General features: G+C 64.3%; 20 protein-coding genes. 11 read left to right on the plus strand and 9 right to left on the minus strand.

Annotated features, from left to right (window positions below):
• Positions 1 to 39: 39 nt before the first annotated feature.
• Positions 40 to 1143: a mandelate racemase/muconate lactonizing enzyme family protein gene (locus MTX21_RS16955; RefSeq protein ID WP_280965916.1), complete on the plus strand. Its 1104-nt coding sequence runs from the start codon at positions 40 to 42 to the stop codon at positions 1141 to 1143.
• A gap of 146 nt (positions 1144 to 1289) precedes the next feature.
• On the opposite strand, the gene MTX21_RS16960 is transcribed toward MTX21_RS16955, so the two are convergent.
• Entirely contained in the window at positions 1290 to 1679 is a 390-nt protein-coding gene (locus tag MTX21_RS16960; protein ID WP_280965917.1) for a hypothetical protein, read from the minus strand.
• 183 nt (positions 1680 to 1862) lie between these two features.
• Between MTX21_RS16960 and MTX21_RS16965 the strand changes: the two genes are divergently transcribed.
• Positions 1863 to 2081, plus strand: a complete 219-nt coding sequence (locus MTX21_RS16965) for a hypothetical protein (RefSeq protein ID WP_280965918.1) — start codon at positions 1863 to 1865, stop codon at positions 2079 to 2081.
• Positions 2082 to 2395: 314 nt separating this feature from the next.
• Here the strand turns inward: MTX21_RS16965 and MTX21_RS16970 are convergent, their stop codons facing one another.
• Positions 2396 to 3052, minus strand: a complete 657-nt coding sequence (locus MTX21_RS16970; RefSeq protein ID WP_280965919.1) for a glutathione S-transferase family protein — start codon at positions 3050 to 3052, stop codon at positions 2396 to 2398.
• Between the two features lie 166 nt (positions 3053 to 3218).
• On the opposite strand from MTX21_RS16970, the gene phaZ reads away from it, so the two are divergent.
• Together phaZ and MTX21_RS16980 are read left to right on the plus strand one after the other, a co-directional pair.
• Positions 3219 to 4442, plus strand: coding sequence for a polyhydroxyalkanoate depolymerase (gene phaZ / locus MTX21_RS16975; RefSeq protein WP_280965920.1), 1224 nt, complete (start codon positions 3219 to 3221; stop codon positions 4440 to 4442).
• 252 nt (positions 4443 to 4694) lie between these two features.
• On the plus strand, positions 4695 to 6581 hold the full coding sequence (locus MTX21_RS16980; protein WP_280965921.1) for a PAS domain S-box protein: 1887 nt from the start codon (positions 4695 to 4697) through the stop codon (positions 6579 to 6581).
• A gap of 8 nt (positions 6582 to 6589) precedes the next feature.
• On the opposite strand, the gene MTX21_RS16985 is transcribed toward MTX21_RS16980, so the two are convergent.
• The gene (locus tag MTX21_RS16985) at positions 6590 to 7615 is read right to left on the minus strand and encodes an AraC family transcriptional regulator (protein ID WP_280965922.1); all 1026 of its coding nucleotides are present in this window, start codon (positions 7613 to 7615) and stop codon (positions 6590 to 6592) included.
• Between the two features lie 198 nt (positions 7616 to 7813).
• Here MTX21_RS16985 and MTX21_RS16990 point away from each other — a divergent pair, with 198 nt between their 5' ends.
• The 3 genes from MTX21_RS16990 to MTX21_RS17000 all read left to right on the plus strand — a co-directional run bounded on the left by MTX21_RS16990 (position 7814) and on the right by MTX21_RS17000 (position 11036).
• The gene (locus tag MTX21_RS16990; RefSeq protein WP_063698171.1) at positions 7814 to 8263 is read left to right on the plus strand and encodes a cupin domain-containing protein; all 450 of its coding nucleotides are present in this window, start codon (positions 7814 to 7816) and stop codon (positions 8261 to 8263) included.
• Positions 8264 to 8372: 109 nt separating this feature from the next.
• On the plus strand, positions 8373 to 9866 hold the full coding sequence (locus MTX21_RS16995) for an NAD(P)/FAD-dependent oxidoreductase (RefSeq protein ID WP_280965923.1): 1494 nt from the start codon (positions 8373 to 8375) through the stop codon (positions 9864 to 9866).
• Between the two features lie 96 nt (positions 9867 to 9962).
• Positions 9963 to 11036 carry a hypothetical protein gene (locus tag MTX21_RS17000; RefSeq protein WP_280965924.1) on the plus strand — a complete coding sequence of 358 codons (1074 nt, stop codon included), beginning with the start codon at positions 9963 to 9965 and terminating at the stop codon, positions 11034 to 11036.
• A 62-nt stretch (positions 11037 to 11098) separates the two neighbouring features.
• On the opposite strand, the gene MTX21_RS17005 is transcribed toward MTX21_RS17000, so the two are convergent.
• On the minus strand, positions 11099 to 11890 hold the full coding sequence (locus MTX21_RS17005; RefSeq protein WP_280965925.1) for an ABC transporter substrate-binding protein: 792 nt from the start codon (positions 11888 to 11890) through the stop codon (positions 11099 to 11101).
• Between the two features lie 243 nt (positions 11891 to 12133).
• On the opposite strand from MTX21_RS17005, the gene MTX21_RS17010 reads away from it, so the two are divergent.
• Together MTX21_RS17010 and MTX21_RS17015 are read left to right on the plus strand one after the other, a co-directional pair.
• Positions 12134 to 13318, plus strand: coding sequence for an efflux RND transporter periplasmic adaptor subunit (locus tag MTX21_RS17010; protein ID WP_280965926.1), 1185 nt, complete (start codon positions 12134 to 12136; stop codon positions 13316 to 13318).
• Positions 13319 to 13329: 11 nt separating this feature from the next.
• On the plus strand, positions 13330 to 16488 hold the full coding sequence (locus MTX21_RS17015) for a multidrug efflux RND transporter permease subunit (protein ID WP_280965927.1): 3159 nt from the start codon (positions 13330 to 13332) through the stop codon (positions 16486 to 16488).
• On the opposite strand, the gene MTX21_RS17020 is transcribed toward MTX21_RS17015, so the two are convergent.
• Together MTX21_RS17020 and MTX21_RS17025 are read right to left on the minus strand one after the other, a co-directional pair.
• A complete protein-coding gene (locus MTX21_RS17020) occupies positions 16485 to 18752 on the minus strand; it encodes a cation:proton antiporter (protein ID WP_280965928.1) in 2268 nt (755 codons plus the stop codon). The genes MTX21_RS17015 and MTX21_RS17020 overlap by 4 nt on opposite strands.
• A 352-nt stretch (positions 18753 to 19104) precedes the next feature.
• The gene (locus MTX21_RS17025) at positions 19105 to 20277 is read right to left on the minus strand and encodes an MFS transporter (RefSeq protein WP_280965929.1); all 1173 of its coding nucleotides are present in this window, start codon (positions 20275 to 20277) and stop codon (positions 19105 to 19107) included.
• A gap of 61 nt (positions 20278 to 20338) precedes the next feature.
• Here MTX21_RS17025 and MTX21_RS17030 point away from each other — a divergent pair, with 61 nt between their 5' ends.
• A complete protein-coding gene (locus tag MTX21_RS17030; RefSeq protein WP_280965930.1) occupies positions 20339 to 21136 on the plus strand; it encodes a helix-turn-helix transcriptional regulator in 798 nt (265 codons plus the stop codon).
• A gap of 308 nt (positions 21137 to 21444) precedes the next feature.
• Positions 21445 to 22797, plus strand: coding sequence for a malonyl-CoA decarboxylase (locus MTX21_RS17035; RefSeq protein ID WP_280965931.1), 1353 nt, complete (start codon positions 21445 to 21447; stop codon positions 22795 to 22797).
• 124 nt (positions 22798 to 22921) lie between these two features.
• Here MTX21_RS17035 and tarD read toward each other — a convergent pair whose 3' ends face one another.
• The 3 genes from tarD to MTX21_RS17050 form a co-directional block, all read right to left on the minus strand.
• Positions 22922 to 24091 (minus strand): D(-)-tartrate dehydratase, encoded by a 1170-nt coding sequence (tarD, locus tag MTX21_RS17040; protein ID WP_280965932.1) that lies wholly within the window; start codon positions 24089 to 24091, stop codon positions 22922 to 22924.
• Positions 24092 to 24315: 224 nt separating this feature from the next.
• A complete protein-coding gene (locus tag MTX21_RS17045; RefSeq protein ID WP_280965933.1) occupies positions 24316 to 24558 on the minus strand; it encodes a DUF3297 family protein in 243 nt (80 codons plus the stop codon).
• An 11-nt stretch (positions 24559 to 24569) separates the two neighbouring features.
• Positions 24570 to 25046: a glutathione peroxidase gene (locus MTX21_RS17050; protein ID WP_280965934.1), complete on the minus strand. Its 477-nt coding sequence runs from the start codon at positions 25044 to 25046 to the stop codon at positions 24570 to 24572.
• Between the last annotated feature and the right edge of the window lies 1 nt (position 25047).

Raw genomic sequence — 25047 nt, forward strand, 5'->3', positions numbered from 1 at the left:
CCCTGAAACCGCTCACGAGAAAGCTGGAGGAACCGCGCCATGAAAATCACCGATGTGCGGGCACACCATATCCGCATCCCCTATGACGCCGGCGTTGCGAGCTTTCGCCAAGGCGCCTCCGCGATCACCGCCCTCGACATGGTGATCGTCGAGGTTACGACTGACGCTGGGCTGACCGGCTGGGGCGATGCCTTCGCCTATGTCTGCCCGCGCACCACGTGCAGCGCCGTCGAGGAGATGATCGCGCCGCAGGCCCGCGGGCTCGAGGCTCCTGACGCGGCCGGCATTCCGGCAGTGATGGAACAGATCCAGCGCAACCTGCATCTGTTCGGCCGCTATGGCATCACCATGTTCGCGATCTCCGGACTCGACATCGCATTGTGGGACCTTGCCGCGAAGATCAAGGGAGTTCCGGTGCATCGCCTGCTCGGGGAAATCAAGCGCACGGCCATTCCAGCCTATGCGAGCCTGTTGCGGATCGGTAAACCCGAGAGCATCGCCGCCGAATGCAGGAAGGCCCTCGCGCTCGGCTACGGCGCCATCAAGCTGCACGAGACCACGACGCCTGCGGTACTTGCCGCGCGCGAGGCGATCGGCCCCGGCATTCCGCTGATGGTCGACATGAACTGCCCGCTCACCGGCGAGCAGGCGATCGCGTTCGCGAAGACATGCCGGGATGCGCAACCGATGTTCTTGGAGGAGCCGGTCTGGCCGCCGGAGGATTTTGCCACGCTCGCCGAGGTGCGCAGCAAGAGCGGGCTCGCGATCGCCGCCGGCGAGAATGCCTGCACGGAATATCAATTCCGCCAGATGATGACGGCGGGCGCGGTGAGCCACGCCCAGCCATCGGTCATCAAGGTCGGCGGCATCACAGAATTCCTAAAGGTCGTAAGCCTGGCCGATGAGCTCGGCGTCAGTATCGTCCCGCATTCACCGTATTTCGGCCCGGGCCTTCTGGCGACACTGCATCTGTTGGCGTTGCGCGACGACGGGCTCGTCGAGATGTTCTACTTGAAGCGCGAGGCATGCCTCTGGAGTGGTCGCGCCGATGTCGATGCCACCGGTCATGTCGCGGTTCCGGCCGGCCCGGGGCTTGGCTACGAGCCCGATCTTGGCGTGATGGAGCGATATCGCGTCGCGTGATCGCTACAGCGCGATGAGATCGGGATGAATCGTCATCGCGCTTTAGGTTATTGTTTGAGCATGATCTCCGCGCAAACGCGTTCCGCGTTTGTCGCGAGGGAAAGCCGCTGCACACTTTTCCGGATCATGCTCAAGAGCGGGCGCGCCTATCTCGTCGCATCCTTGTTTCCCTCCTTGGCCGCCGGCTGCGCATCCTTTGCGGGCGGCGCATCCTGCTTCTTCTTCAACTCTTCCGCCGTCTTCGCCTGCGCGGCTTGGAGATCGCCGAGTGTCTTCTGCAAGCCGGCGACGCTGGCCTTGAGCGTATCGATCTGGCGATTGGCAGCGTCGAGCTTCTGCTGATGATCAAGGTTGAGCTTGGTGATCGTCTTCTGCAGGAAGTCGACGTTGCTCTGCAGGCAGCTCGTGCGCCGCTCCATTGTCTTCTCGACCGTGCAGATCTCGATGCCGGGCACGTCCTGCGCGCCGACCTGTGGCGGCGCGAGCGTTGCAAGCAGCAACGTCGCGAAACAAATGGCAGCACTCCTGCACGGCATGCGGGTTCCCTATCGATTCGATCACATCAATGTGCGCAGATCGCGCACAGCACGCCGAGGCTACCACACTGACACCGCATTCTCGCGTTGAGCTTGGCCCGTTCCCATGGGCGGGGAGCAATGATCAGCACGCGGGGAGACGTGGGTGCTTCTCCGCGGCTTTCTTTAGGGGAGATTTTTGGAATGGCAACGCGCGAAAGACGTTTGGCAGAGTTCGACGGCGCAGGAGAACCACCGCCCGGCATGCCGCTCGAAGTGCTGTGTGAAGATCATAGCGGAACGTATCAATTGCCGTTCGCATGCCGTTACGTCGAGGGTCGCTGGCGCAACGACGAAGCGGGAATCGCTGTGGAAGCCACCGTCATCGGCTGGCGCCTGCCGCGCGTGAAGCAGACCGCCTGACCGCGCGGCCCTGTCTCAAAATGTAACGGCGCAACGCGTCCGCTTAACCTTCGGAACGCGGCCCGAACGAATCACGTCCGAATCAGTCGGAACGCTTTGTACGCGCCTGTTCACGGCTAGATGTCGCCAAGTGCCTGCGCGCGCGTACCATATCTGCGCGACGCGCGTGCAGGCGTGAGCCGTCGCCTGCTCGCAAAAGTTAACGGCTTCAAGCGCATGGCGTCTCCGGCGGACCATAGCCGGGCGCCGGCGCATCGCGGGATGCTGGGTACCTTCCCCCGCTCCCGAAACAGGCAACGCCGCGGAAGGTCTGCCTAATATTCGACCTCGAGCTCCTCGATCTCGGCAGGTTCCTCCCGGGCCGCCGCAATCCATTCCTGCATCTCGACCATCCCCATGATGGTGTCGGCATAGGCCTTTAGCCGCGGCTCGAGCTTGACGTCATAGGTCACAAAGCGCGTCACGACGGGCGCGTACATCGCATCCGCCATGGTGCGCGTCGCGCCGAACAGGAAGGGCCCGCCGGATTTCTCCAGGCAGTCGCGCCAGATGAACCAGACCCTGTCGATATCGGCCTGCGCCCGCGACCAGATCTTGAAGCCTGGGAAATGCCCCTTCAGATTGACCGGCAGCGACGCGCGCAGCGTGGTGAAACCGGAATGGATTTCGCCGCAGATCGAACGGCAATGGGCGCGCTCGATGCGGTCGGCCGGCAACAGGCCGGCGTCCGGCCTGACCTCGTTGAGATATTCGGCGATTGCCAGCGTATCCCAGATCGTGGCGTCCTCGTGTCGCAGGCACGGCACCAGGATCGACGACGACAGCAGGAGAATTTCGGCGCGCGCGGAAGGATCGTCGGGCGCGGTCACGATCTCCTCGAAATCGAGCCCGGAAAACTTCGCCAGCAGCCAGCCGCGCAGTGACCAGGACGAATAGTTCTTGCTGCTGATCGTCAGTGTCGCCTTCGCCATATGGCTCTTCCCTCACGCTTCGCGACACCGCTGCGCCGTCCCTGCGGTGCCCAATGCTTGTGCTTCCCGCGCAATCAGCAGCAAGCGACGTGCCAGTTTTCAGGGCGCCATGCCCCGGGCTGGCGCCGATATTGCATGGCAGCACGGGACAGGTGGGCGCTTCAGTATGATGTCGATGTTCTATCAGGCCTTTCAGAACCACATGGACCTGACCCAGCCATGGCGGGCGGGGGCCTCTTCCGCGCTGAAGTACCTCAACCTGGTACCGCAGGGCATGTCAGATCAGATCATCGGCCGGCTCGCCGCAGCGCTGGAGTTGATCTCGCGCTCCACCCTTACTTATGACCGCCCAGCCTATGACATCGACCAGGTCACGGTGGGCAATCGCGAGGTCGCCGTCACCGAAGAGATCGTCTACGCCACGCCGTTCGGCTCGCTGTTGCATTTCAAGAAGGAGGACGTGCCCGAGCAGCCGCGCATGCTGCTGGTGGCGCCGATGTCCGGACACTTCGCCACGCTGCTGCGCGGCACCGTGAAGACGCTGCTCCAGGACCACGACGTCTACATCACCGACTGGCACAATCCGCGCAACATTCCGCGCAGTGAAGGCCGCTTCGGACTCGACGACTATACCGAGCACCTCATCGATTTCCTCGGACAGCTCGGTCCGCGCCCGCACATGGTCGCGATCTGCCAACCCTCGGTCTCGGCGCTCGCCGCCGCCGCGATCATGTGCGAGGACAACCACCCGTCCCGGCCGGCCACGCTGACGCTGATGGCCGGCCCGATCGACACGCGGGTGCAACCCACAAAGGTCAATGAATTCGCCAAGAGCAAGCCGATCGCCTGGTTCGAGCGCAACCTGATCAACTACGTGCCGGTGCAGTGCCGCGGCGCCTTGCGGAAAGTCTATCCGGGGTTCGTGCAGCTCACCGCCTTCGTCTCGATGAATCTCGAGCGCCACATCAAGCAGCATCTCGATCTCGCCAACCACATCGCCAAGGGCGAGAAGGACAAGGCCGAAAGCATCAAGACCTTCTACGACGAATATTTCGCAGTGATGGACCTGCCGGCCGAGTTCTACATCGAGACCGTACGCGACGTGTTCCAGGAGCACCTCCTGCCACTGGGCAGGCTGATGCATCGCGGCCGCATGGTGAACCCCAGGGCGATCGGCCGCATGGGGCTGATGACGGTCGAGGGCGAGAAGGACGACATCTGCTCGATCGGCCAGACGCTCGCAGCCCAGGACCTTTGCACCGGCGTGCGCGCCTATCGCCGTGTCCACCACATGCAGGCCGGCGTCGGCCACTACGGCGTGTTCTCAGGCAAGCGCTGGAACAACGAGATCTATCCACTCTTGCGGGATTTCGTGCACGTCAATTCGTGAGGCGCGGCGGGCGTCCGGCCGGGCGAAATGCGCCTCTACCCTCGGGGATTCGCCCAGCCCCCGTAGCACCGCCGATGACGCCCCCCGCAATCCGCACATCTCCGGATTTCGCCGCGCCGGATGCGGGCTAAAATCCCTTCGGAAGACGGCGCCTTCCGTCAGCTTTGACCATCGACTGCGGCAAGCGGAACCTGTAGCTACATTGCGTCAAGGGAACGGCCGATGCCGCGGCTGGAGCTTGGTGTTGGGCCAATGAAACCAAGGGGGCTTTTGACACTTGCCATGGCCTTGCAGGCCGTGGTGACTGCCGCGGCCCTGCTGGCGTCGTATGCCTTGATCCGCACCGCCCAGCCGCACGAGTTCGGCCCGGCGCAAATCCTGGCGCTGCTCGCAAGCGGCGGCGTCGCGCTTGTCCTCGCGCGGTTCTGCGCGCGCCGGGTCGAAAGCCGGCAGAGTAAGCAGGCCGCCGCGCAAATGGCCGGCGAGGCGGAGCTGCGCGCCGCGCTCGCGCAAAGCGAGCGGCAAACGCAGGCGGTAATCGAAACCGCATTCGACGCCTTCGTCCAAACCGATGAAGACGGCATCGTGGTGTCGTGGAGCCCGCAGGCCGAAGCGCTGTCGGGCTGGACGCGCGCGGAGGCGATCGGCCGCGACGTGGTCGACCTCGTCGTTGCCGAGCCGCTCCGCGACGCGTTCAGGCAGCGCATGACGCAGCGCCTGCCCGAGTTGTCTGAAAGCCCGATCGGTATCCGCTTCGAAGCGAGCCTGATCCACAGGAACGGCGACCAGATCCTGATCGAGGCATCGAGCACGGCGCTACGCCGCGGCGGGAGCTATGTCGTCAACACCTTCGTCAGGGACGTGACGCAGAAGCGTGCCGCCGAAGAGCAACTGATCCAGGCGCAGAAGATGGAAGCGGTCGGCCAGCTCACGGGCGGCATCGCGCACGAGTTCAACAATATGCTCACCGTCATCACCGGGACGATCGAGATCCTCGCGGAGGCCGTAAGGAACGATCCGCATCTTTCGACGATCACGAAACTGATCAGCGAAGCGGCCGATCGCGGCGCCACGCTGACCTCCAGCCTGCTCTCATTCGCAAGGAAGCAATCGCTGCTGCCGAGCGAGATCGACGTCAACGAGCTGATCGAGGAGGTCGCCAGACTCCTGCTCGCCACCTTCGACAAGAAGATCGAGATCGCGACGAAGCTCAATCGCGAGGCCTGGCCGGCGCTCGTCGACAAGGGACAGTTGAGCTCGGCGCTGCTCAATCTCGCGCTCAACGCCCGCGATGCGATGGCCGACGGCGGCAAGCTCACGATCATGACGAGCAATGTCGTGTTCGGGCTGCGTGACGCCGCGGCGGCCGGCGTCGGCTATGCCGGCGACTACGTCGAAATCGCCATTGCCGACACCGGCACCGGGATTGCGCAGTCCAATCTCGGCAGGATCTTCGATCCGTTCTTTTCCACGAAGGAGGTTGGAAAGGGGACCGGGCTCGGGCTCAGCATGGTGTTCGGTTTCGTCAAGCAGTCCGGCGGCAGCATCAAGGTCTCCTCGGAGGAAGGCCGTGGCACCACGTTCAGGATCTACCTGCCCAAGGCCGAGACCGGCACAGGCCGCGCGACCGGCGACAGCGTGCACAGGATGGTCGGCGGACATGAGACCATCCTCTGCGTCGAGGACGACCGCGAGGTGCGCAAATACGTGACGGTCCAGCTTGAGAGTTTGGGCTACAAGGTCATCGTCGCTGCCGGCGCCGTCGAGGCGCTCGCCATTGCCGCAGAAGGTACGCCCTTCGACCTCCTGTTCAGCGACATTGTCATGCCCGGCGGCATGAATGGCCGGGAGCTTGCCGAACGCCTTGTCGCCGCGCGGCCGTCATTGCGGGTCCTGCTCACCTCGGGCTACGCCTACGACTCGCTGCATGCGCAGGACCGCGCCGGCCACGGCGTGCCACTCCTGACCAAACCCTACCGCAAGGCCGAGCTCGCGCGCATGTTGCGCCGCTGCCTTGACACTGCCGTCGACGCCGTCGGCGATCCGATCCCGCTACCCTACTCGGTCCAACCCGAGGTTGACCGCTTCCTGCGCAAGCAGGCGTCCGACGAGAACGGCGCGACGCGGTCAAAGAAGTAGCGCGCCAGCTAACTCAGCCGCCGCCTCAGGGTCGCCGAGGGCGTCTCGCCGAATTTTGCGCGGTAGTCGCCGGCCATGCGGCTCAAATGCGTGAAGCCGAGATCGAGGGCGATGTCGGTGATGGAGGCATCGGGCACGGCTTGCGAGAGGCGAGCGTGGAGGTTGGCGAGGCGGATGTCGCGCAACATCCCGGAGATCGACTGGCCGAAATGCCGGCGAAAGCCGAGCTGAAGTGCGCGGATGCCAATGCCGGACACGCAGGCAAGCTGCACGAGATCGAGCGGTTCACCGGCATTGACCGCAAGATAGTCCCGCGCGGCGCGAAGCGCGCGCGGCAGGCGTTCGGCCTGTCCCGAGAACGTCCTGATCGCATCGGACAGGTCGTGCCGTTGGTGGTTGAGGAAATGATCGAGCAGCGTCTCGCGCCAGTCGGCGGTCGCGACCGCCGAAAGGCTGCGGGATGGTCCGAGGCGTTCGGCAAGCGTCATCAAAGCGTCGAGCTTCGCTCGGAGGCCGAATGCAGTGGGCGCGTTCAGGTCTATGACCGGATCGAACTCGACGGCCGCGGATGTCCGGCCCGACAGCGCCGCAGCGCGCTGCTCGACCATGCGGCGGTCGAGCAGCAGGATCGCCTGCGCGCAGTCGGTCCACACCATCCGGGTCGGAATCGTCGGGGACAACAGCGAGGCTGCCCGTCCCGGCGCGGTCGCGATGTCGCTGGCGCCCGCGCGTATCCGGGCGGCGCCCCGCAGGGGGATCTGCACCAGGAAGAAGCGTTCGAGGCAGCCGGGATCGATAATGACCGATCCGCCATAGCCGACATAGCTGATCGAAAAGCCGTCAAAGGCCGCGCAGTTGTGCCGGGCCGAGAAGCCGGACGACCGCGCTTGCATGGGCTTGAGGTCATGCGGGCAGAAGATGCGCCCGACTTGCTCGGCCGCCTCGTCGACATCAGCCGTGCTGACGCGGGCGAACTCCGCGAGCCTTTCGGTACTGGAGCGGCGCGCGCTCATTTCCAGCTCGGCTGCGGACATCACCGACCACGCTTCGCGTCACGGAATTATTTTAAGCCTATAATGGTTTCTCGTCCCCGGAAAGAGCCGCGTCGCAAAATCGTCGTGCTGCAGGGCAGCAGCCAAGTCCGGAGCCGCGTCCGGATTCGTTTAGCGGATAGACAGCGCCGTGCGCGTAGCCGAAGCTCCACCCTCGCCGGAATCCATGAGGAGGCGAGCATGACTGCACTCGAGAAGGGCATTACCGCGAACGGCACGGGCTATGGCGGCAAGAGCTGGAACATCCTGGGCCAGCTCTATTTCCCGAAAGCCATCACCGACTCCACCTTCGCGTTCGAGACCAACAGCGAGCCCGGCCAGTTCGTGCCGGTGCACATCCATCCGACCCAGGACGAGTTCATCCTGGTGCAGGAAGGCGTGCTCGACCTCAAGCTCGACGGCCAGTGGGTCAAGGCCAAGGCCGGCGATCTCGTGCGCATGCCGCGCGGCATCCCGCACGGCTATTTCAACAAGTCGGACAAGCCGTGCCGCGCGCTGTTCTGGGTCTCGCCGATGCAGAAGCTGGAGGCGCTGTTCAACCAGCTCCACAACCTGACCGACCCCGCCGAGGTCGTGCGCATCTCGGCCCTGCACGAGGTCGACTTCCTGCCGCCCGAGGCCAACGACTAGGCGGCCGGCCTCCACGTTCATTTTCGCCCGATCGCAAGTCCACGGGCCGCTCAGCGCGGCCGAGCGTGGCCGCTTGCGCCCAAAGCAACTCCAATGTGCGAGCAGTCCCATGGTCAGCCCCAAGCATGTCTGCGTGATCGGCGCCGGCGTCTCCGGCCTTGCCGCCGCAAAGGCGTTTTCTACCCGCGGTCACCGGGTCACTATCGTCGAACGTAGCGCCGATCTCGGCGGCGTCTGGGAGCCGGCACGCTCCTATCCGGAGGTGCAGACCCAGAGCCCGAAGGAGCTCTACCGCTACACCGATCGCGCCATGCCGCAAGGCTATCCGGAATGGCCGACTGGGCCGCAGGTCTATGCCTACCTCATCGACTATGCGAGGAGCTTCGGCATCGACCGCATGCTGCGGCTTCGCACCAGCGTGGCCGGCATGGCGCGGCGCGCGGACGGCAAGCCGGGCTGGACGCTGACGCTGACGGACAAGAGTGGCGCGATCACGAATGAGGATTTCGATTTCGTCGCCGTCTGCACCGGACAATTCAACGAGCCGCGCGAGCTGAACTGTCCCGGCGAAGACGGATTCAAGGCGCAGGGCGGCCAGATCCTGCATTCGTCCAAATACAATGACCCCGCGCTTGCGAAGGGGCGCCGCGTCGTCGTGCTCGGCGGATCGAAATCGGCGACCGACATCGCCGTCAACGCGGTGAAGGCGGGCGCGCGCGAGGTGACGATCGTGATGCGTGAACCGGTCTGGCGCATTCCCTACTTCATCGGCGGGCTCGTCAACTTCAAGCGCATCCTCTACATCCGAGCCCAGGAGCAGATGTTTCCCGGCTGGGGCGCGAGCCCGATAGCCCGCCTCGCTCATCGCCTCGCGGCTCCCTTGGTCTGGGCGAACTGGCGCGGGCTGGAAAGCCTGTTGAAGGCACAGCTCAAGCTCGGGGCATGCCGGATGGTGCCGAAGGAGCGCATCGAGGATGGCGTCAATTGCTCGGTGCCGATCGCCACGCCCGGCTTCTATCCGATGGTCGCCGACGGCCGCATCAAGGCGCTGTTCGGCAGCTTCGATCATTACGAAGGCGAGACTGTCGTGATGAGCGGAGGCGAGCACGTCGCCGCAGATGTCGCAGTGCTCGCGATCGGCTACAAGCTCGGCGTGCCGTTCCTGCCCGCAGCGTATCAGGCCAAGCTGGTCGATGCGGACGGGCAGTACCGGCTCTATCGTCTGATCGCCAATCCGGACCTGCCGGAGCTCGGCTTCGTCGGCTTCAATTCCTCGTTCTGCACCGTGCTCTGCGCCGACCTCGCCGCCAACTGGCTGGTCCGCTACGCTGACGGGCAACTCGCACGCCAGCCGCGGGCGCAAGAGATGCGCGACAACATCGAGATGATGCTGCACTTCAAGCGCGTCGAGCGGCCGGCCGCAGGCGTCTATGGCGGTCTTTGCGTCGCACCCTACCACTACCGTCACTTCGACGAGCTCTTGGCCGACATCGGCGCCAAGGAGCACAAGCGGAGCCGCCTTGCCGAACGCTTCCTGCCACCGGATGCCGACGCCTACGCAAAGTTCCTGGCGTCGGCGCCGGACTACCGGGCAGCGGCATGAGTTCCGGTTGAGCGGGATTTTGCATCTCGCCAGCCTCCGCCTCTGATGCTTACCATCCCCTTGGCCGTCGAATCGACAGGCCCTGGGGAACCCGCCATGGGACCGAGATGTCTTGCCGCCGCATCCTTGGCGGCTCTTGCCTTCCTTGTCGCGGCGCCCGCCGTCGGACAGCAGGACACGCTGACGCAAAGGCAGTCGGACGCGCTTGCCGCCTATGATCGCGCGCTCGGCAATTTCAAGGCGATCCTTGCCGAGCGGCGCGGTCAGATCGATGCGAAGCAGCCGCTGCCGAATCTGCCGGGACAGGCGCTCTATCTCGCGCGCGTCGCGGTGATCAGCAGCTACAAGGATCTCACGGACGCCATGCCGTCCAGAATCGGCAAGCCCAACAAATTCGAAATTCCGCCCGCCTATTTCGATGCCGACATCGAGCCGCTGGTCGACGAATACGGAAGACTGTTCGACATCATGGAGGCGCCGCCTGCCGGCGCGCAAAGCTCGGCCACTCCGTTCAAGGACGTCGTCGATCTCGCCGTTGCGATCGCGCGGACCAAGGGGCTTTCAGCGGCGCAAGCCGACGCCGCCGGCCGCATCAGCCTGGGGCTGTTCTTCGCGGAGACCAACGGCAAGCAGAACGTCCGCAATGCGCGCTCGAACACCTATATGGGAAGCTTGCAGACGGGCCCGTCCGAAGACCGCAACGGCCGCAGGAAATGGGAGGCTATCAAGCCGGCGATCGCGGCGGCCGACCCCGACTTGAGTGCGCGCGATGACAAGGAGGAAGCGCGGGCACGCGGTACCGATCATCGCTTCAATCACTGGACCGCAGTGAGAGACGGACTCATGAACGCCCATGCGGAGCTGTTCCGGGAGATCCCCGCGATCGTGAAGATGCTGCCCGATCCGATCGATCAGATGAAGCTGTTCGAGCTGATCCAGATCGTCCCCACGCCGACGCGGTCCGCACTCAGGTCGGGCAACCTGCTGGACTACAGGGTGTCCGACCCCACGGTCATGAGACATCTGCGCAACAACAGCATCTTCGCCTTCGGACAGGCCGACAGGGCGCGAACGTCGGCCAGCTTCCGCGACATCCTCGGTGCGATGTGGCTGTTCAACCGCAAGTTCGAGCGCGCGATGGCGAAACACGCGGAGATCAAAGCGCGGTAGCGCCGCCACAGCATCACGCCGTGAGGTCGCGCAAGACATCACGGCACCAAGACACGGCCGCGCTACTGCGTGCGGATCGGCGAGTCCTTCAGGCCGTTATTGTCATAGGCCTTGCGCAGCGTGCCGTTCGTCGTCGCCTCCGCCATGAACTTGGTGACGAATGCCAGTGCCTGCGGATGGCCGGGCGGCACGGCGACGGCGGTGACGGTCTTCTTGAAGGTCTCATCCAGCACGCGCGTGCCCGGAATCTTCTGCGCCATCTTGTTGAGCTGGTCGCGCGACAGCGCAAAGGCGTCGATTCCGCCGCTCTTCAGGAGATCGAAGATTTCATCGTAGGTCTGATAGCCCGTAACCTTCGCATTCTTCAGATGCGCGATTGCGCCACGCATCGTGGTGGTGTTGTTGACAGCGGCAATCTTTGTGCCGGGCTGATCGAGCGCGGCGAAGCTGGTGATATCAGAGCCGGGCCTGACGATATACGTGGCGTCCGCGACCTCGTAGATCGGGCCGAACGTCATCTTGGTCTCGCGTTCGGGATCCTTGGGCAGGAAGGTGACGTCCCAGGTGCCTTTCGCGGCGGCATCGGTGATCTGTCCGGAATTCTGGTGCACGACATATTCGACGGGCACGCCGAGCCGGGCAGCCATTTCCTTGCCGAGGTCGACCGGCACGCCGGCATAGCCGGTTTCGGTCCTGGTCGACCAGAACGCGCCACCCGCGGGGCTGATCGCAATCGCGACCCGCAGCTTGCCGGTCGGCGCAATCTCGTCCCTCAAGCCGTCGGCTAGCGCGGGCATGGCGATCGCCGCCGCCAGCGCGACGCCGGCGCAGGCCGACCAGAGTGTCGTTGGCATGTCATTATTCTCCCCGGCACGTCCCCTTTTCGCCGCGTCGTTTTCCATCGCACAGCCTTTGACACAATTGTGGTCGATCATGCGCGCTGTGAAAAGCAGTTTGTCACGGCACCTGACAAATCTGTCAGAAGCCACGCTCTTCCTTGCAGTGCAAGGCTGGAGACTGCCATGGCTATGGTGTTCCACCGCCCGTCGTTTGTTGCTAGCCTGCCACAACGACAGATAGCAATCGGGAGCCACCGAATGACGCGCGCCAGTCCCGCTCGACGCAACGGACAGTTGGGACAAATCGGGCGGGCGCTGGCCGCTGCAGCGACCGTGATTGCCCTTGCCGGCTGCGAGGACAAAAACACGTTCGTGGCGCCGCCGCCGCCCAAGGTGGACGTCGCGACGCCGATCCAGCGTCCGGTGACGCGCTATGTCGAAGCCACCGGCAACACCGCGCCGATCAAAAGCGTCGATCTCGTGGCACGTGTGCAGGGCTTCCTGCAATCGATCGACTACACCGACGGCGCGTTCGTCAAGCAGGGCACCCAGCTCTTCACGATCGAGCCGGAAACCTACAAGCTCAAGCTGGAGCAAGCGCAAGCCGCCGAGATCGGTGCGCAGGCCACGCTCAAGCAAGCCGAAACCGATTTCAAGCGTCAGGTCGAACTCGTGCAACGCCAGGCGGTCTCGCAGGCGACACTCGACACCTCGACATCCACGCGCGACAACGCCCAGGCCAGTCTCCAGCAGGCCCAGGCCAACACAAGGCTCGCCGCAGTGAATTACGGCTACACCAATGTGACTGCGCCGTTCGACGGCATCGTCAGCGCGCACATGGTCTCGATCGGCGAACTCGTCGGCGTCTCCTCCCCGACCCAGCTCGCGACCATCGTAGCGATGAATCCGATCTATGTGAACTTCACGGTCAACGAGCAGGACGTCCTGCGCATCCGTGCTGAAGCTGCGCGCCGCGGGCTGACCGTCGCCGATCTCAAGCAGTTTCCGATCCTGGTGGGCCTCCAGACCGAGACCGGCTATCCCCATGAGGGCCATCTCGACTATGTCGCGCCGACCCTCAACCAATCGACCGGCACGCTCGCGGTGCGTGGCCTCGTGCCCAACGATAATCGGGTATTGCTGCCCGGCTATTTCGTCCGCGTCCGCGTGCCCTTCGACCAGGACAAGAATGCCCTCCTCGTCCCCGACACCGCGCTCGGCAGCGACCAGAGCGGCCGCTATCTCCTGGTGGTCAACAACGAGAACACGGTTGAGCAGCGCAAGGTGCAGATCGGTCAGGTGGACAACGGACTACGCGTGATCGAAAGCGGCCTGAAGCCGGACGACCGCGTGGTGATCGCGGGCCTGCTCAAGGTCATTCCGGGCCAGAAGATCGACCCGCAAGTGACGAAGATCGAGCAGCCGCAGGCGTCTGCCAAGTAGGAGCGCCGGCCATGATCTCAAAATTCTTCATCGAGCGGCCGGTCCTCTCGAATGTCATCGCGCTTCTGATGATCCTGATCGGCGCCGTCGCGCTGTTCAACCTCGCGATCGCGCAATATCCGGACGTGGTGCCGCCGACGGTGCAGGTCACCACGCGCTATCCCGGCGCCAGCGCCAAGACCGTGATCGACACCGTCGCGCTGCCGATCGAGCAGCAGGTCAACGGCGTCGAGGACATGCTCTACATGCAGTCCTACAGCGGCTCCGACGGCACCTATACGCTGACGGTGACTTTCAAGATCGGCACCGACCTCAACTTCGCGCAAGTGCTGGTGCAGAACCGCGTCTCCAGCGCGCTGTCGCAATTGCCGCAGTCCGTGCAGAACCAGGGCGTCACCGTGCAGAAGCGGTCGACCTCGATCCTGCTGTTCGTGACGCTGACCTCGCCGGACTCCAGGTTCGACAGCCTTTATCTGAGCAACTACGCCACCATCAACATCCGTGATGAGCTCTCGCGCGTACCCGGCGTCGGCAATGTCACGGTGTTCGGCGCCGGCCAGTATTCGATGCGGGTATGGCTCGATCCGAACAAGCTGCAAGCCCGCGATCTGGTGCCGCAGGACGTCATCCAGGCGATCCAGCAGCAGAGCCAGCAGGTCTCGGCCGGCCAGGTCGGCGCGCCCCCGACGCCGCCGGGACAGGCGTTCCAGTACACGCTGAACGTCAACGGCCGGCTCGACGATCCCGACCAGTTCGAGAACATCATCGTCAAGACTGGCACGAGCGGCGACGTCACGCGGGTGCGCGACGTCGGCTGGGTCGAGCTCGGTGCCCAGACCTACAGCCAGATCTTTTCGCTCAACAATCAGCCCGCCACCGGCATCGGCGTATTCCAGTCGCCCGGCGCCAACGCGCTCCAGGTCGAGCAGGCCGTCGAGAAGAAAATGGCCGAGCTCGCAAAGGCCTTCCCGCAAGGCGTCAAATACGACACGCCGTTCGACACCACCAAATTCGTGCAGGCATCGGTTCACGAAGTCTACATGACCCTGATCGAGGCCGGCCTGCTCGTGCTGGCGGTGATCCTGGTGTTCCTCCAGGACTGGCGCGCGATGCTGGTGCCGGCGACCACGGTGCCGGTGACCATCATCGGCGCCTTCGCCGCGATGGCAGCGCTGGGCTTCACCATCAACATGTCGACTCTGTTTGCGATCGTGCTCGCGATCGGCATCGTCGTGGACGACGCGATCGTCGTGGTCGAAGGCGCCGCCCACAACATCGAGCAGGGCATGAACGGCCACGACGCCGCAATCCGGGCGATGGACCAGCTATTTGCGCCGATCATCGGCATCACGCTGGTGCTGATCTCGGTGTTCCTGCCGGCCTCCTTCCTCGCGGGTCTCACCGGCCGCATGTATTCGCAATTCGCGCTGGTGATCGCTGCAACCGCGCTGCTGAGCGCGATCAATGCGGCGACGCTGAAGCCGACCCAGTGCGCGCTGTGGCTGCGGCCGGCGGTGCCGCTGGAGCAACGCAACTTCTTCTACCGCGGCTTCAACGCCATCTATAACCGCGTCGAACGAGGCTATGCGCGGCTGATCGGCGCGCTGGTCAGGCATGCGACCGTCTCGGTCGCTGTGGCATTGGTCCTGATCGGGATCGGCGGCTATGGCCTGTCGCGTGTGCCGACGGGATTCCTTCCGATCGAGGACCAGGGCTATCTGCTCGCCGTCGTTCAACTTCCCGACGGCGCCTCGATCGAGCGAACCCAGAAGGTGCTCGAAAGGGCCACCGACCTCATCACCAAGACGCCGGGCGTGGCACAGGTCACCAGCATCGCCGGCATTTCCGCGCTCGACAACAGCGCGAGCCTCGCGAATGCCGGCGTCGCCTACGTTACTCTGAAGGACTGGAATTCGCGCGGCAAGGGCGAGGATCTGCGCTCGCTGGTCTACGGATTGAACGACAAGCTCGCGACGATCGATGAGGCGCGCGCACTGGTGCTGCCGCCGCCGGCGATTCAGGGCATCGGCAACGCGGCCGGCTTCACGATGCAGCTCGAACTGCGTGACGGCAACAGCGATTTCGCAAAGCTGCAGGCAATCACGACCGCGATGGTCAACAACGCCCAAAGCCAGAGCGCACTGCAGCGCGTCTCGTCCTCGTTCCGGTCGGCGGTGCCGCAATTCAATGTCGAGATCGATCGCGTCAAGACGCAGACGCTGCACGTGACGACGGACCAGGTGTTCTCCGCCCTCTCCACCTACCTCGGCTCGTCCTACGTCAACCAGTTCAACAAGTTCGGCCGCGTGTTCCAGGTCTATACCCAGGCCGATCCGTCGTTCCGCGTCACCGAGCGCGACATCGCCAACATGCAGGTGCGCAACCAGAACGGCGACATGATCCCGATCGGCACCGTCGCCAAGATCACGCCCGCCACGGGGCCGTCGCTGATCAGTCTCTACAATCTCTATCCGTCGTCCAGCATCGTCGGCCTGCCGGCGCAGGGCTACTCCTCCGGCGAGGCGCTGCAGCTCATGGAGCAGATCGCCGACAAGACGCTGCCGCCCGGCGCCGGCTATGAATGGACCGCGATGTCCTATCAGGAGAAGGCGGTCACCAACCAGATCTACTGGGTGTTCGGCCTTGCCATGCTGCTGGTCTATCTCGTGCTGGCTGGCCAGTATGAGAGCTGGTACGCGCCGATCTCGGTGATCCTCGCGGTGCCCCTGGCGTTGATCGGACCGACGCTGATTCTGAACGGTTTGGGAATCGACAACAATCTCTATGTCCAGATCGGCCTGATCCTGCTGATCGCGCTGTCGGCCAAGAACGCCATTCTGATCGTCGAGGTCGGGCTTGAGTTGCACGTCCGCGACGGCAAACCCCTGATCGAGTCTGCGATCGAAGCGGCCCGCGCCCGCTTCCGCCCGATCCTGATGACGTCGTTTGCCTTCATCCTCGGCATGGTGCCGCTGGTGATCGCGACCGGCGCCGGCGCCAGCGCGCGCAAATCGATCGGCATCACGGTGTTCTCGGGCATGCTGGCCTCGACCTGCCTTGCAGTGCTGTTCGTGCCGGCCTTCTTCGTGGTGGTGCAGCGCTTCGAGAACTGGCGCGCATCGAAGAAGGCGGCGACTGCGGCGCAGCCGGCTGCGGAAGTGAAGCCTTAAGCCTTCTCCGCGGACGCCTGGCGAGCCTCGCCGCTCGACACCAGCAGGACCGAGGCCTTCGACTGCCTGAGCACGGCATCGGCGACGCCGCCGAAGGAGAGATGGTCGGCCTGGATCCGGTCGACACCCATGACCACGAGATCGACATCGGTGGTAGCGATCTCGCGCAGGATGGCAGCTTCCGGCGCCCGGTTCACGCGCAAGGTCGTGGTGATATCGACTTCATAGCGGGCGGCGAGATCGCTGGCGTCCTTGAGGATGCCCGCCTCCTGGCTCAGCCCGCGGGACGCGCCGCGCTGCGCGCCCTTGTCACGGGTCGTCGCCACATAGATCACGCGGAGCGAGCCTGATCCCGCCTGCGCCAGCGCGACCGCGACCTCGGCGCCGCGCTTGGAGACGCCGCTGCCGGAGACCGGAACGAGGATGTTGAGCGTCTCGAGCATCGGGTCCTTGAGATGCCGGCCCCTGGCCGCGACGATCGCAAGCGGTCCCTCGAACTCCGCGGCGATGGCCTCGATCCTTCCGTCGAAACGATCCTTGGTCGCGGTGACCTTGTCGACGCCGACGACCAGAAGATCAAAACCCTTGCGCGCTTCATCGGCGATCGTCTCGCCGAGTTCCGCCCGCCCGACGCGCGTGATGACATCGACGCTGCCAGTATCGCCGTTGCCATAGTGCGACACCGTTTCAGCCGCTTTCTTCACCACGGCTTCATGGCTTCCCACCTCGCCCCGTCCGATCTCCTGCCCCTTCGCACGACGGCCGATATGCAGCACGGTGATCGGCAGGCCGCGCATGCCGGCAATCAAGCCCGCGATATGCGCGGCAAAGGTTGCGTTGACGCTCTCGTCCACCGCCAGCAAGGGCCGTTCGAGATTGGCGACGAAGCCGCGCCTCTCGAACTCCTCGCGTTCCAGCCGCTCATTCTCCTCCTTGTTGACCGGCAGCTTCGCCAGCGCCGCGCGCAGCGTCGGCGGCATCGCCATCGTCGTCACGATCGCCATCGTCACGATCATCGTGAACAAGGTCTGGCTGAGCACGCCGATGGAGAGGCCAATGGTGGCGATGATCACCTCGGTCGAGCCGCGCGCGTTCATCCCGCTCGCGAGCGCCAGCGATTCCCGATAATTCAAGCCGCCCATCGTGCCGCCGACGAAGGCGCCGCCGAACTTGCCGACGCTCGCGATCACAACCAGCAGGCCGGTGAGCATCAGGAGATGGGGATCGCGCAGTACCGACAGATCGGCGCTGAACCCGGCGAGACCGAAGAACACGGGCATGAAGAAGCTCGAGATCAGGCCGCGTAGGCGCTCGTCGATCTGCCGGGTCAGGATCGGGGACTCGCCGACCAGGATGCCGGCAACGAAGGCGCCGAGCACGGTGTGCACGCCGATCAGATGCGTGATCAGCGCCATGGTGCCCATCAGCAGAAGGATCACGGTGATGACCGGCGCGGTGCTGACGAGGGTGTCGTTGGCCCAGCGGATGAGCTGGAACACCAGCCGGCGGCCGATGGTGAAGCTGACGACGAGGAAGGCCAGCGTGCCCAGCACGGCCTTCGCGACCGAGCCTACGTCGAGCGTGCCTTGGGAGGCCAGGCTGAAGATGATGGCGATGATGATCCAGCCGATGGTGTCGTCGATCACGGCGGTGGCGACGATGATCTGCCCGACATTGCGGCGCATGAAGTTCATCTCGCGCACGACCACCGCGACGATCTTCACCGACGAGATCGACAGCGCCGTCCCCATGAACAAAGAGGCCACCAGGCGGGCTTGCGGATTGGGCAGAATGGCATCCGGCAGGAACTCGCCGAGCACGAAGCCGCAGGCGAAGGGAACGACGATGCCGGCGATCGAGATCGCGATCGCCGCCTTGCCGATCCTCCTGACCAGCTTGAGATCGGTCTCCATGCCGGTCAACAGCAACAGCAGCAGGATGCCGAACTGGGCGATGCCGTCGATCATCGCCTTCTGCTCGGGTGTCTTCGGGAAGATCGCCTGCTGCGCTTCCGGCCAGACCCAGCCGAACAGCGACGGCCCGAGCAGGATGCCGGCGAGCAATTCGCCGATCACCGAGGGCTGCCCGATGCGCTGCATGATCTCGCCGAGACCGCGGCCCACGGCGATCAGGAGCACGATCTGCGCCATCAGCAGGAATTCGGACGGACCGGCGGATTTGCCGCCCTCTGCGCTCGCCGTAATGGTCGTGAGGATAAGCGCCGCGGGGACGAGGCCGGCCGGTCGGAGCAGGCTCCACTGCATGCGGGTGTCGTTCCCCCTTGATCGGCCCCCGGCGAGGTGCCGGTGGCAGCAGGAGTAGAACCCGCTCGAGGCGAAGGGAGTTCCCGCCTCCACGCCAGGGGCTGCGGGCGCTTCGGCAAAAAACGCGAAAACAACCCCATGCAAAACAACCCCATGCAAAGTAGGAAGGTGCCGGCAGGAATGCGTCGAGCTACGCCGGGACGACGTTGACACGTCGGGCAAAACAGCGGCACTATTCCATCATTCCCCTCCTTGCGAGCGCAGCGAAGCAATCCAGAGTCTTTCCGCTGAGACAGTCTGGATTGCTTGGCTGCGCTCGGAATGACGATACGGCGCGAGCCAGCCTGCCCCCTCAAACCGGCTGCGGCGTCCTGATCTCGCGCGGCAGGATGATCGCGGCTGCGATTGCCAACAGGCAGAGGCCGGCAAAGGCGTGCAGCATGGAGACGAAGCCGCCCTGCTCGTAGAGCCAGGCGACCAGGCCGACGGAGGCACCAGCCGCGGTGAAGCCGACGAAATAGCGCACCGCATAGGCGCGGGAGCGCCATTCTTCCGTGGTGTACTTGCCGACCATAGCATCGTTCACCGTGACCTGCCCGAACGCTCCCATGACGATGCCGATCGAGACCACGATCAGCGGCAAATTGGACAGGCTCGCCGCCAGATACAGGAACGGCGCCAGCATGAAGGAGAGCGGCAGCGCCACGGTCTTCAGCGAATAGCGATCGAGCAGCCGGCCGATCGTGTACTGCGTCATCGCACCGAAGACGTAGACGCAGGCGGCGATGACGCCGAGCAGCGCCGGGCTCTTGGTCAGGTCCGCGAGCCGCTCCGCGAACAGCTTTGGCAGCGCGACCGTGACCGCGTTGAACGTCGTCGAGATCGCGATCACGACGATCAATAGCGACAGCACCACGCGCCACATGTCCTGCTTGGCCACCCGCGCTTGAGCGGCCGCCTGCTTGGTGCCCTTGCGGTCCTCGTGGACGACGGTCATCGCGAAGGCAAATCCGATCAGCACGGTGACCACGCCCGGGATGATGAAAGCAAGGCGCCAGCCGAGATACTGGCCGATCACGCCGGTGACCAGCGCCGACGATGCGACGCCGAGATTGCCCCAGACGCCGTTCAAGCCCATCTCGCGGCCGAGCTTGTCGGCGTAGGACACGATCATCGCAGTGCCGACGGGGTGGTAGATCGAGGCGAAGATGCCGATCGCGAGCAGCGCCGCGCCGAGCTGCGCCGGCGTCTGCACGAAGCCGACGGAGATCATGGATGCTCCGATGCCGACGAAGAAGATCAGCATCATGTGGCGGCGGCTCCAGCGGTCGCCGAGCCAGCCGGTGAGCAGCGATCCCGCGCCGAAGGCGACGAAACCGGGCGTCGCGTAAGGCAGGAGCTCGGAATAGGCCATGCCGAGCGCCGGTCCCATGATGATCACGGCGGCGGCGAAGATCAGCATCGAATAGTGATCGATGAAATGGGCGGCGTTGACGAAGCCGATCACCCGGCCGGGGCTGTTCATAGACGAATCCTCTCCTGCTCCAAAATCGGTTATATGTCGGGGCCATGACGGGATGCTGCCAATGACTGTCGTCGAAACGCCAATCAAGGAGGTCCGCGGCAACCACCGCTCGACCGCAGGCGTGCACCTGGTTGCGCGCGACTATCCCAAGGGGCTGCGTCTCGATCCGCACAAGCATCGGGAAGCGCAGCTCGTCTATGCCGCCAAGGGAACGATGCAGGTGACGACGCCCAAGGGACGCTGGCTGGTGCCGCCGGACCGCGCGGTCTGGGTCCCGGCCGGGCTCGAGCATGCCATCGACGTGCTCGCCGACATCGAAATGCGGACGCTCTATTTCGACCTGCCCTGGCTGGAGCGCGAGCAGCGCGATGAGGGCCTGACCAAGGAATTCGTGGTGCGGGTATCGCCCTTGCTGCATCAGGCAATCCTGGCGCTGTTCGATGCCCGCACGACGTCCGAGCGCACCGAGCTCCTGGTTCGCCTGGTGATGGTGGAATTACACCAGGCCGAGGACTCCGCGACCTTCGTGCCGCTGCCGCACGAGCCGCGCTGCCGCCGCGCGGCGATGATCGTGCTCGACGATCCCACCGGCCTGCACGACATCGACGCACTGGCGCGCGAGGTCGGAACCTCCGCACGCACGCTGTCGCGGCTGTTCTCGACGGAAACACAATTGAGCTTCAAGAGTTGGTGCCAGCGCGCCCGGATCGCCGCGGCGATCCAGCGGCTCTCGACCGACGCCGGCATCTCAGTCAAGCAGCTCGCCGCCCAGCTCGGCTATGCCAGCGTGCCCGCGTTCTCGGCCGCCTTCCGTCAGGTGACCGGACGAACGCCGACGGAATTTGCGGGGAAGGGTTGAGGTAAACTCGCTGTCATCGCCCGACTTGATCGGGCGATCCAGTATCCCAGAGACGTCAGTTGGATACGGAAAGGCCGCAGCGTACTGGATGCCCCGGTCAAGCCGGGGCATGACAGCGTGCTTTGGGGCGAGCATATTGCTGCGTCCAACTTCGCGCCCGTCGTCGTCCGCCTTCGCGCGGCATGGCGGCTTTCTTGGGGCGCATGACGTAGCTTAAGATGCCAAACTCTTGCGCTTGATTGTGATCGGCTTCCGCCTAAATCCCGTGTAAGCTTCCGCAGCGCACAAACCGGATTCGAAAAGCCCAGATGGCCAACGCCTTCTTCTCCGACCTGCTCGCCACGATCTCCGAGCGCGGCCGCACGCTGCTTCGCCGCGGGGATTCCTCCGACACAAAGCATGACGCCGACGGCCTGGTCGAGCTCTGCGAGGCGCTGCTGTCGGGACGGGGCGAAGCCTCGGGCACCGCCATGGCGCGCGAGGTGCTCGACCTCTACCAGGACCTTGATGCGAAAGGACGCCGCGCTTTTTTCGAGGCGCTGGTGCGCGACTTCGGTCCGGACCCCGAGCGATTGGCCAAGGCGATCGAAAAATGGCGCGCCAAGTCCGGCGATGAGGACGCCAGCTCCCTGCACTTCGCTTCCGAGCCGCGCCGGCAGGAATTGATTCGCCGCCTCAACCGCGCGCCCGGCGGCACCGGCGACCTGGTCAGCATGCGCGCCGACCTGCTCGGCATGATGAACGGGCGCACCGATCTCGCCGCGCTCGACCGCGACGTCGTCCATCTCCTTTCTTCGTGGTTCAACAGGGGGTTTCTCGTGCTGCGCAGGATCGACTGGTCGACCCCGGCCAACATCCTCGAAAAGATCATCCGCTACGAGGCCGTGCACGAGATCAGCGACTGGGACGATTTGCGCCGCCGCATCGATCCGGTCGACCGCCGCTGCTACGCGTTCTTCCATCCCGCCATGGTCGACGAACCCCTGATCTTCGTCGAGGTGGCGCTGACCGAGACCATTCCCGGCGCGATCGCGCCGCTGCTCGCCGTCGACCGCCAGCATCTGCCTATCGAGCGCGCGCGCACCGCCGTGTTCTATTCGATCTCGAATACTCAGCGTGGCTTAGGGGGCATCTCCTTCGGCAGCTTCCTGATCAAGCAAGTGGTCGAGGAATTGCGCCGCGAACTGCCGAAGCTCGACAATTTCGTGACGCTGTCGCCGGTGCCGGGGTTCATGCAGTGGGTGAAGCAGGACAAGGACCTGCCCCTGTCGGCCGACGATCGCGAGATGCTGAAGCAGCTCGACGAGCCGAAATGGTTCGAGCATGCAGACGTCACCGCGCAGTTGCGCAGCGTGCTGGAGCCGCTTGCGGCCCATTATTTCCTGAAGGCGCGTACGCCGAAGGGCCGCCTGATCGACTCGGTCGCCCGCTTCCATCTCGGCAACGGCGCGCGGCTCGAGCGCATCAATTGGCTCGGCGATCTCTCCTCGAAGGGTCTGCGCGAGTCCGCCGGCATCATGGTCAACTACCTCTACCGTCTCGACGACATCGAGAAGAACCACGAGGCCTACGCCAATGACGGCGAGGTCGTGGCCTCCGGCGCGGTGAAGAAGCTGCTCAGGGGCGAAGGGCGGCGGCTCTTGGATATGCGGCTGTCGTAGGAGACTTCCTGCTCGCGCCACATCGTCAATGCGAGCGCAGCGAAACAATCCAGACCGTCTCCGCGGAAAGATGCTGGATTGCTTCGCTGCGCTCGCAATGACGGAGTGTACTGCAGCAGCCGGGCTACTCCGCCAGCGCCCTCATCTCCTTGTAGAGATCCGACTTGCCCTCGAAGCCGATGCCCGGCAGGTCCGGCATGGTGATGTGGCCGTTCTCGACGCGCACGCCGTCGGGAAAGCCGCCATAGGGCTGGAACAGGTCGGGGTAGCTCTCATTGCCGCCGAGGCCGAGGCCGGCGGCGATGTTCAGCGACATCTGGTGGCCACCATGCGGGATGCAGCGGCTCGGTGACCAGCCATAGGTCTTCAGCACCTCCAGCGTGCGCTGGTATTCGCACAGGCCATAGGACAGTGCGCAATCGAATTGCAGCCAGTCGCGGTCCGGCCGCATGCCGCCATAGCGGATCAGGTTGCGGGCATCCTGGTGGCTGAACAGATTTTCGCCGGTCGCCATCGGACCCGGATAGAACTCGGCGAGCGCAGCCTGCAGCGAATAGTCGAGGGGATCGCCGGCCTCCTCGTACCAGAACGACGGATAGTCCCGCAGCATTTTTGCATAGGCGATCGCGGTCTCCAGATCGAAGCGGCCATTGGCATCGACCGCAAGCTGCGCGTCCTTGCCGATCTCCTTGAGCACCGCCTCGATCCGCGTGCGGTCCTCCTCGATCGGCGCGCCGCCGATCTTCATCTTGACGACGTTGTAGCCGCGATCGAGATAACCGCGCATTTCGCCGCGCAGCATCGAGAGGTCCTTGCCCGGATAGTAATAGCCGCCCGCGGCATAGACGAAGACGCGCGGATTGGCTTTGACGCCGTGGCGCTCGGCGAGCAGGCGGAACAGCGGCTTGCCGGCGATCTTCGCCACCGCATCCCACACCGCCATATCGATGGTGCCGACCGCGACCGAGCGCTCGCCATGACCGCCCGGCTTCTCGTTGGTCATCATCGCGGCCCAGACCTTGTCCGGATCGAGATTGTCGCCGGCCGCGTTGAGCAGCGACTTCTGGTCGGCTTCCAGAATGCGCGAGGCAAAGCGCTCGCGGATCAGGCCGCCCTGCCCATAGCGGCCGTTGGAATTGAAGCCGTAGCCGACGACACGCTTGCCGTCGCGCACCACGTCGGTGACGACGGCAACGAGGCTCGTCGTCATCTTGGTGAAGTCGATATAGGCGTTGCGGATCGGCGAGGAGATCGGCTTGGTGATTTCGCGGACGTCGACAATGCGGACGGACATGGGGGGTTAGCTTTCAGTAATCGAGGAGGACTTCCGTCATTACGAGCGAAGCGAAGCAATCCAGACTGTCAGTTCCTCATCCTGAGGAGCGCGGAACGCGCGTCTCGAAGGATGAATGGCCCCGCTGTTGGCCTCGCCCTTGGAGACGCCGCGCAAGCGCGGCTCCTCAGGGTGAGGGTCTTCTGGATTGCTTCGCTTCGCTCGCAATGACGGTGGTTGGACCTTTACTTCTTATCCCTGAAGTACGGCTCCACGGGCCCGTGCACCTTGATGGTGAGCGGGTTGCCGTAGCGATCCTTGGCGTTGCCCGCGGTGACGCGGACCCAGCCTTCGCTGACGCAGTACTCCTCGACATTGGTCTTCTCGATGCCCTTGAAGCGGATGCCGACATCGCGCGAAAGGACGTCCGCGTTGTAGTACGGGCTGTTCGGGTCGACCGACAGGCGGTCAGGCAATTCGTCGCTCATGATTGTCTCGCTCACAACAGTGTTTCGATTTGGTGCCGCAATCCTTCGGGCCGCGCGGTCGGTGCGTAGCGCGCGACCACCTTGCCGGCGCGATCCACCAGGAATTTGGTGAAATTCCATTTGATGGAGGCACCTAAAAGGCCGGATTGCTGGCGTTTCAAGTACTCATACAGGGGATGCGCATTAGCACCGTTGACGTCGATCTTCTCGAACAGAGGAAAAGTGACGTCGTAGTTGGTCGAGCAGAACTCCTGTATCTCGCTCGCCTGTCCCGGCTCCTGTCCACCGAACTGGTTGCAGGGAAAGCCGAGCACCGAGAAGCCGCGCGGCGAGAAGTCGCGATAGAGATCCTCAAGGCCGCGATATTGCGGGGTGAAGCCGCATTTGCTCGCGGTGTTGACGATCAACAGCACTTGTCCTTCGAAGCGCCGCATCGGCACCTCCTCGCCGGCGAGCGAGTTGGCCTTGTACTCGTAGATGGCCGACATC

This window comes from Bradyrhizobium sp. ISRA430 (genome assembly GCF_029909975.1).
Taxonomy (GTDB): domain Bacteria; phylum Pseudomonadota; class Alphaproteobacteria; order Rhizobiales; family Xanthobacteraceae; genus Bradyrhizobium.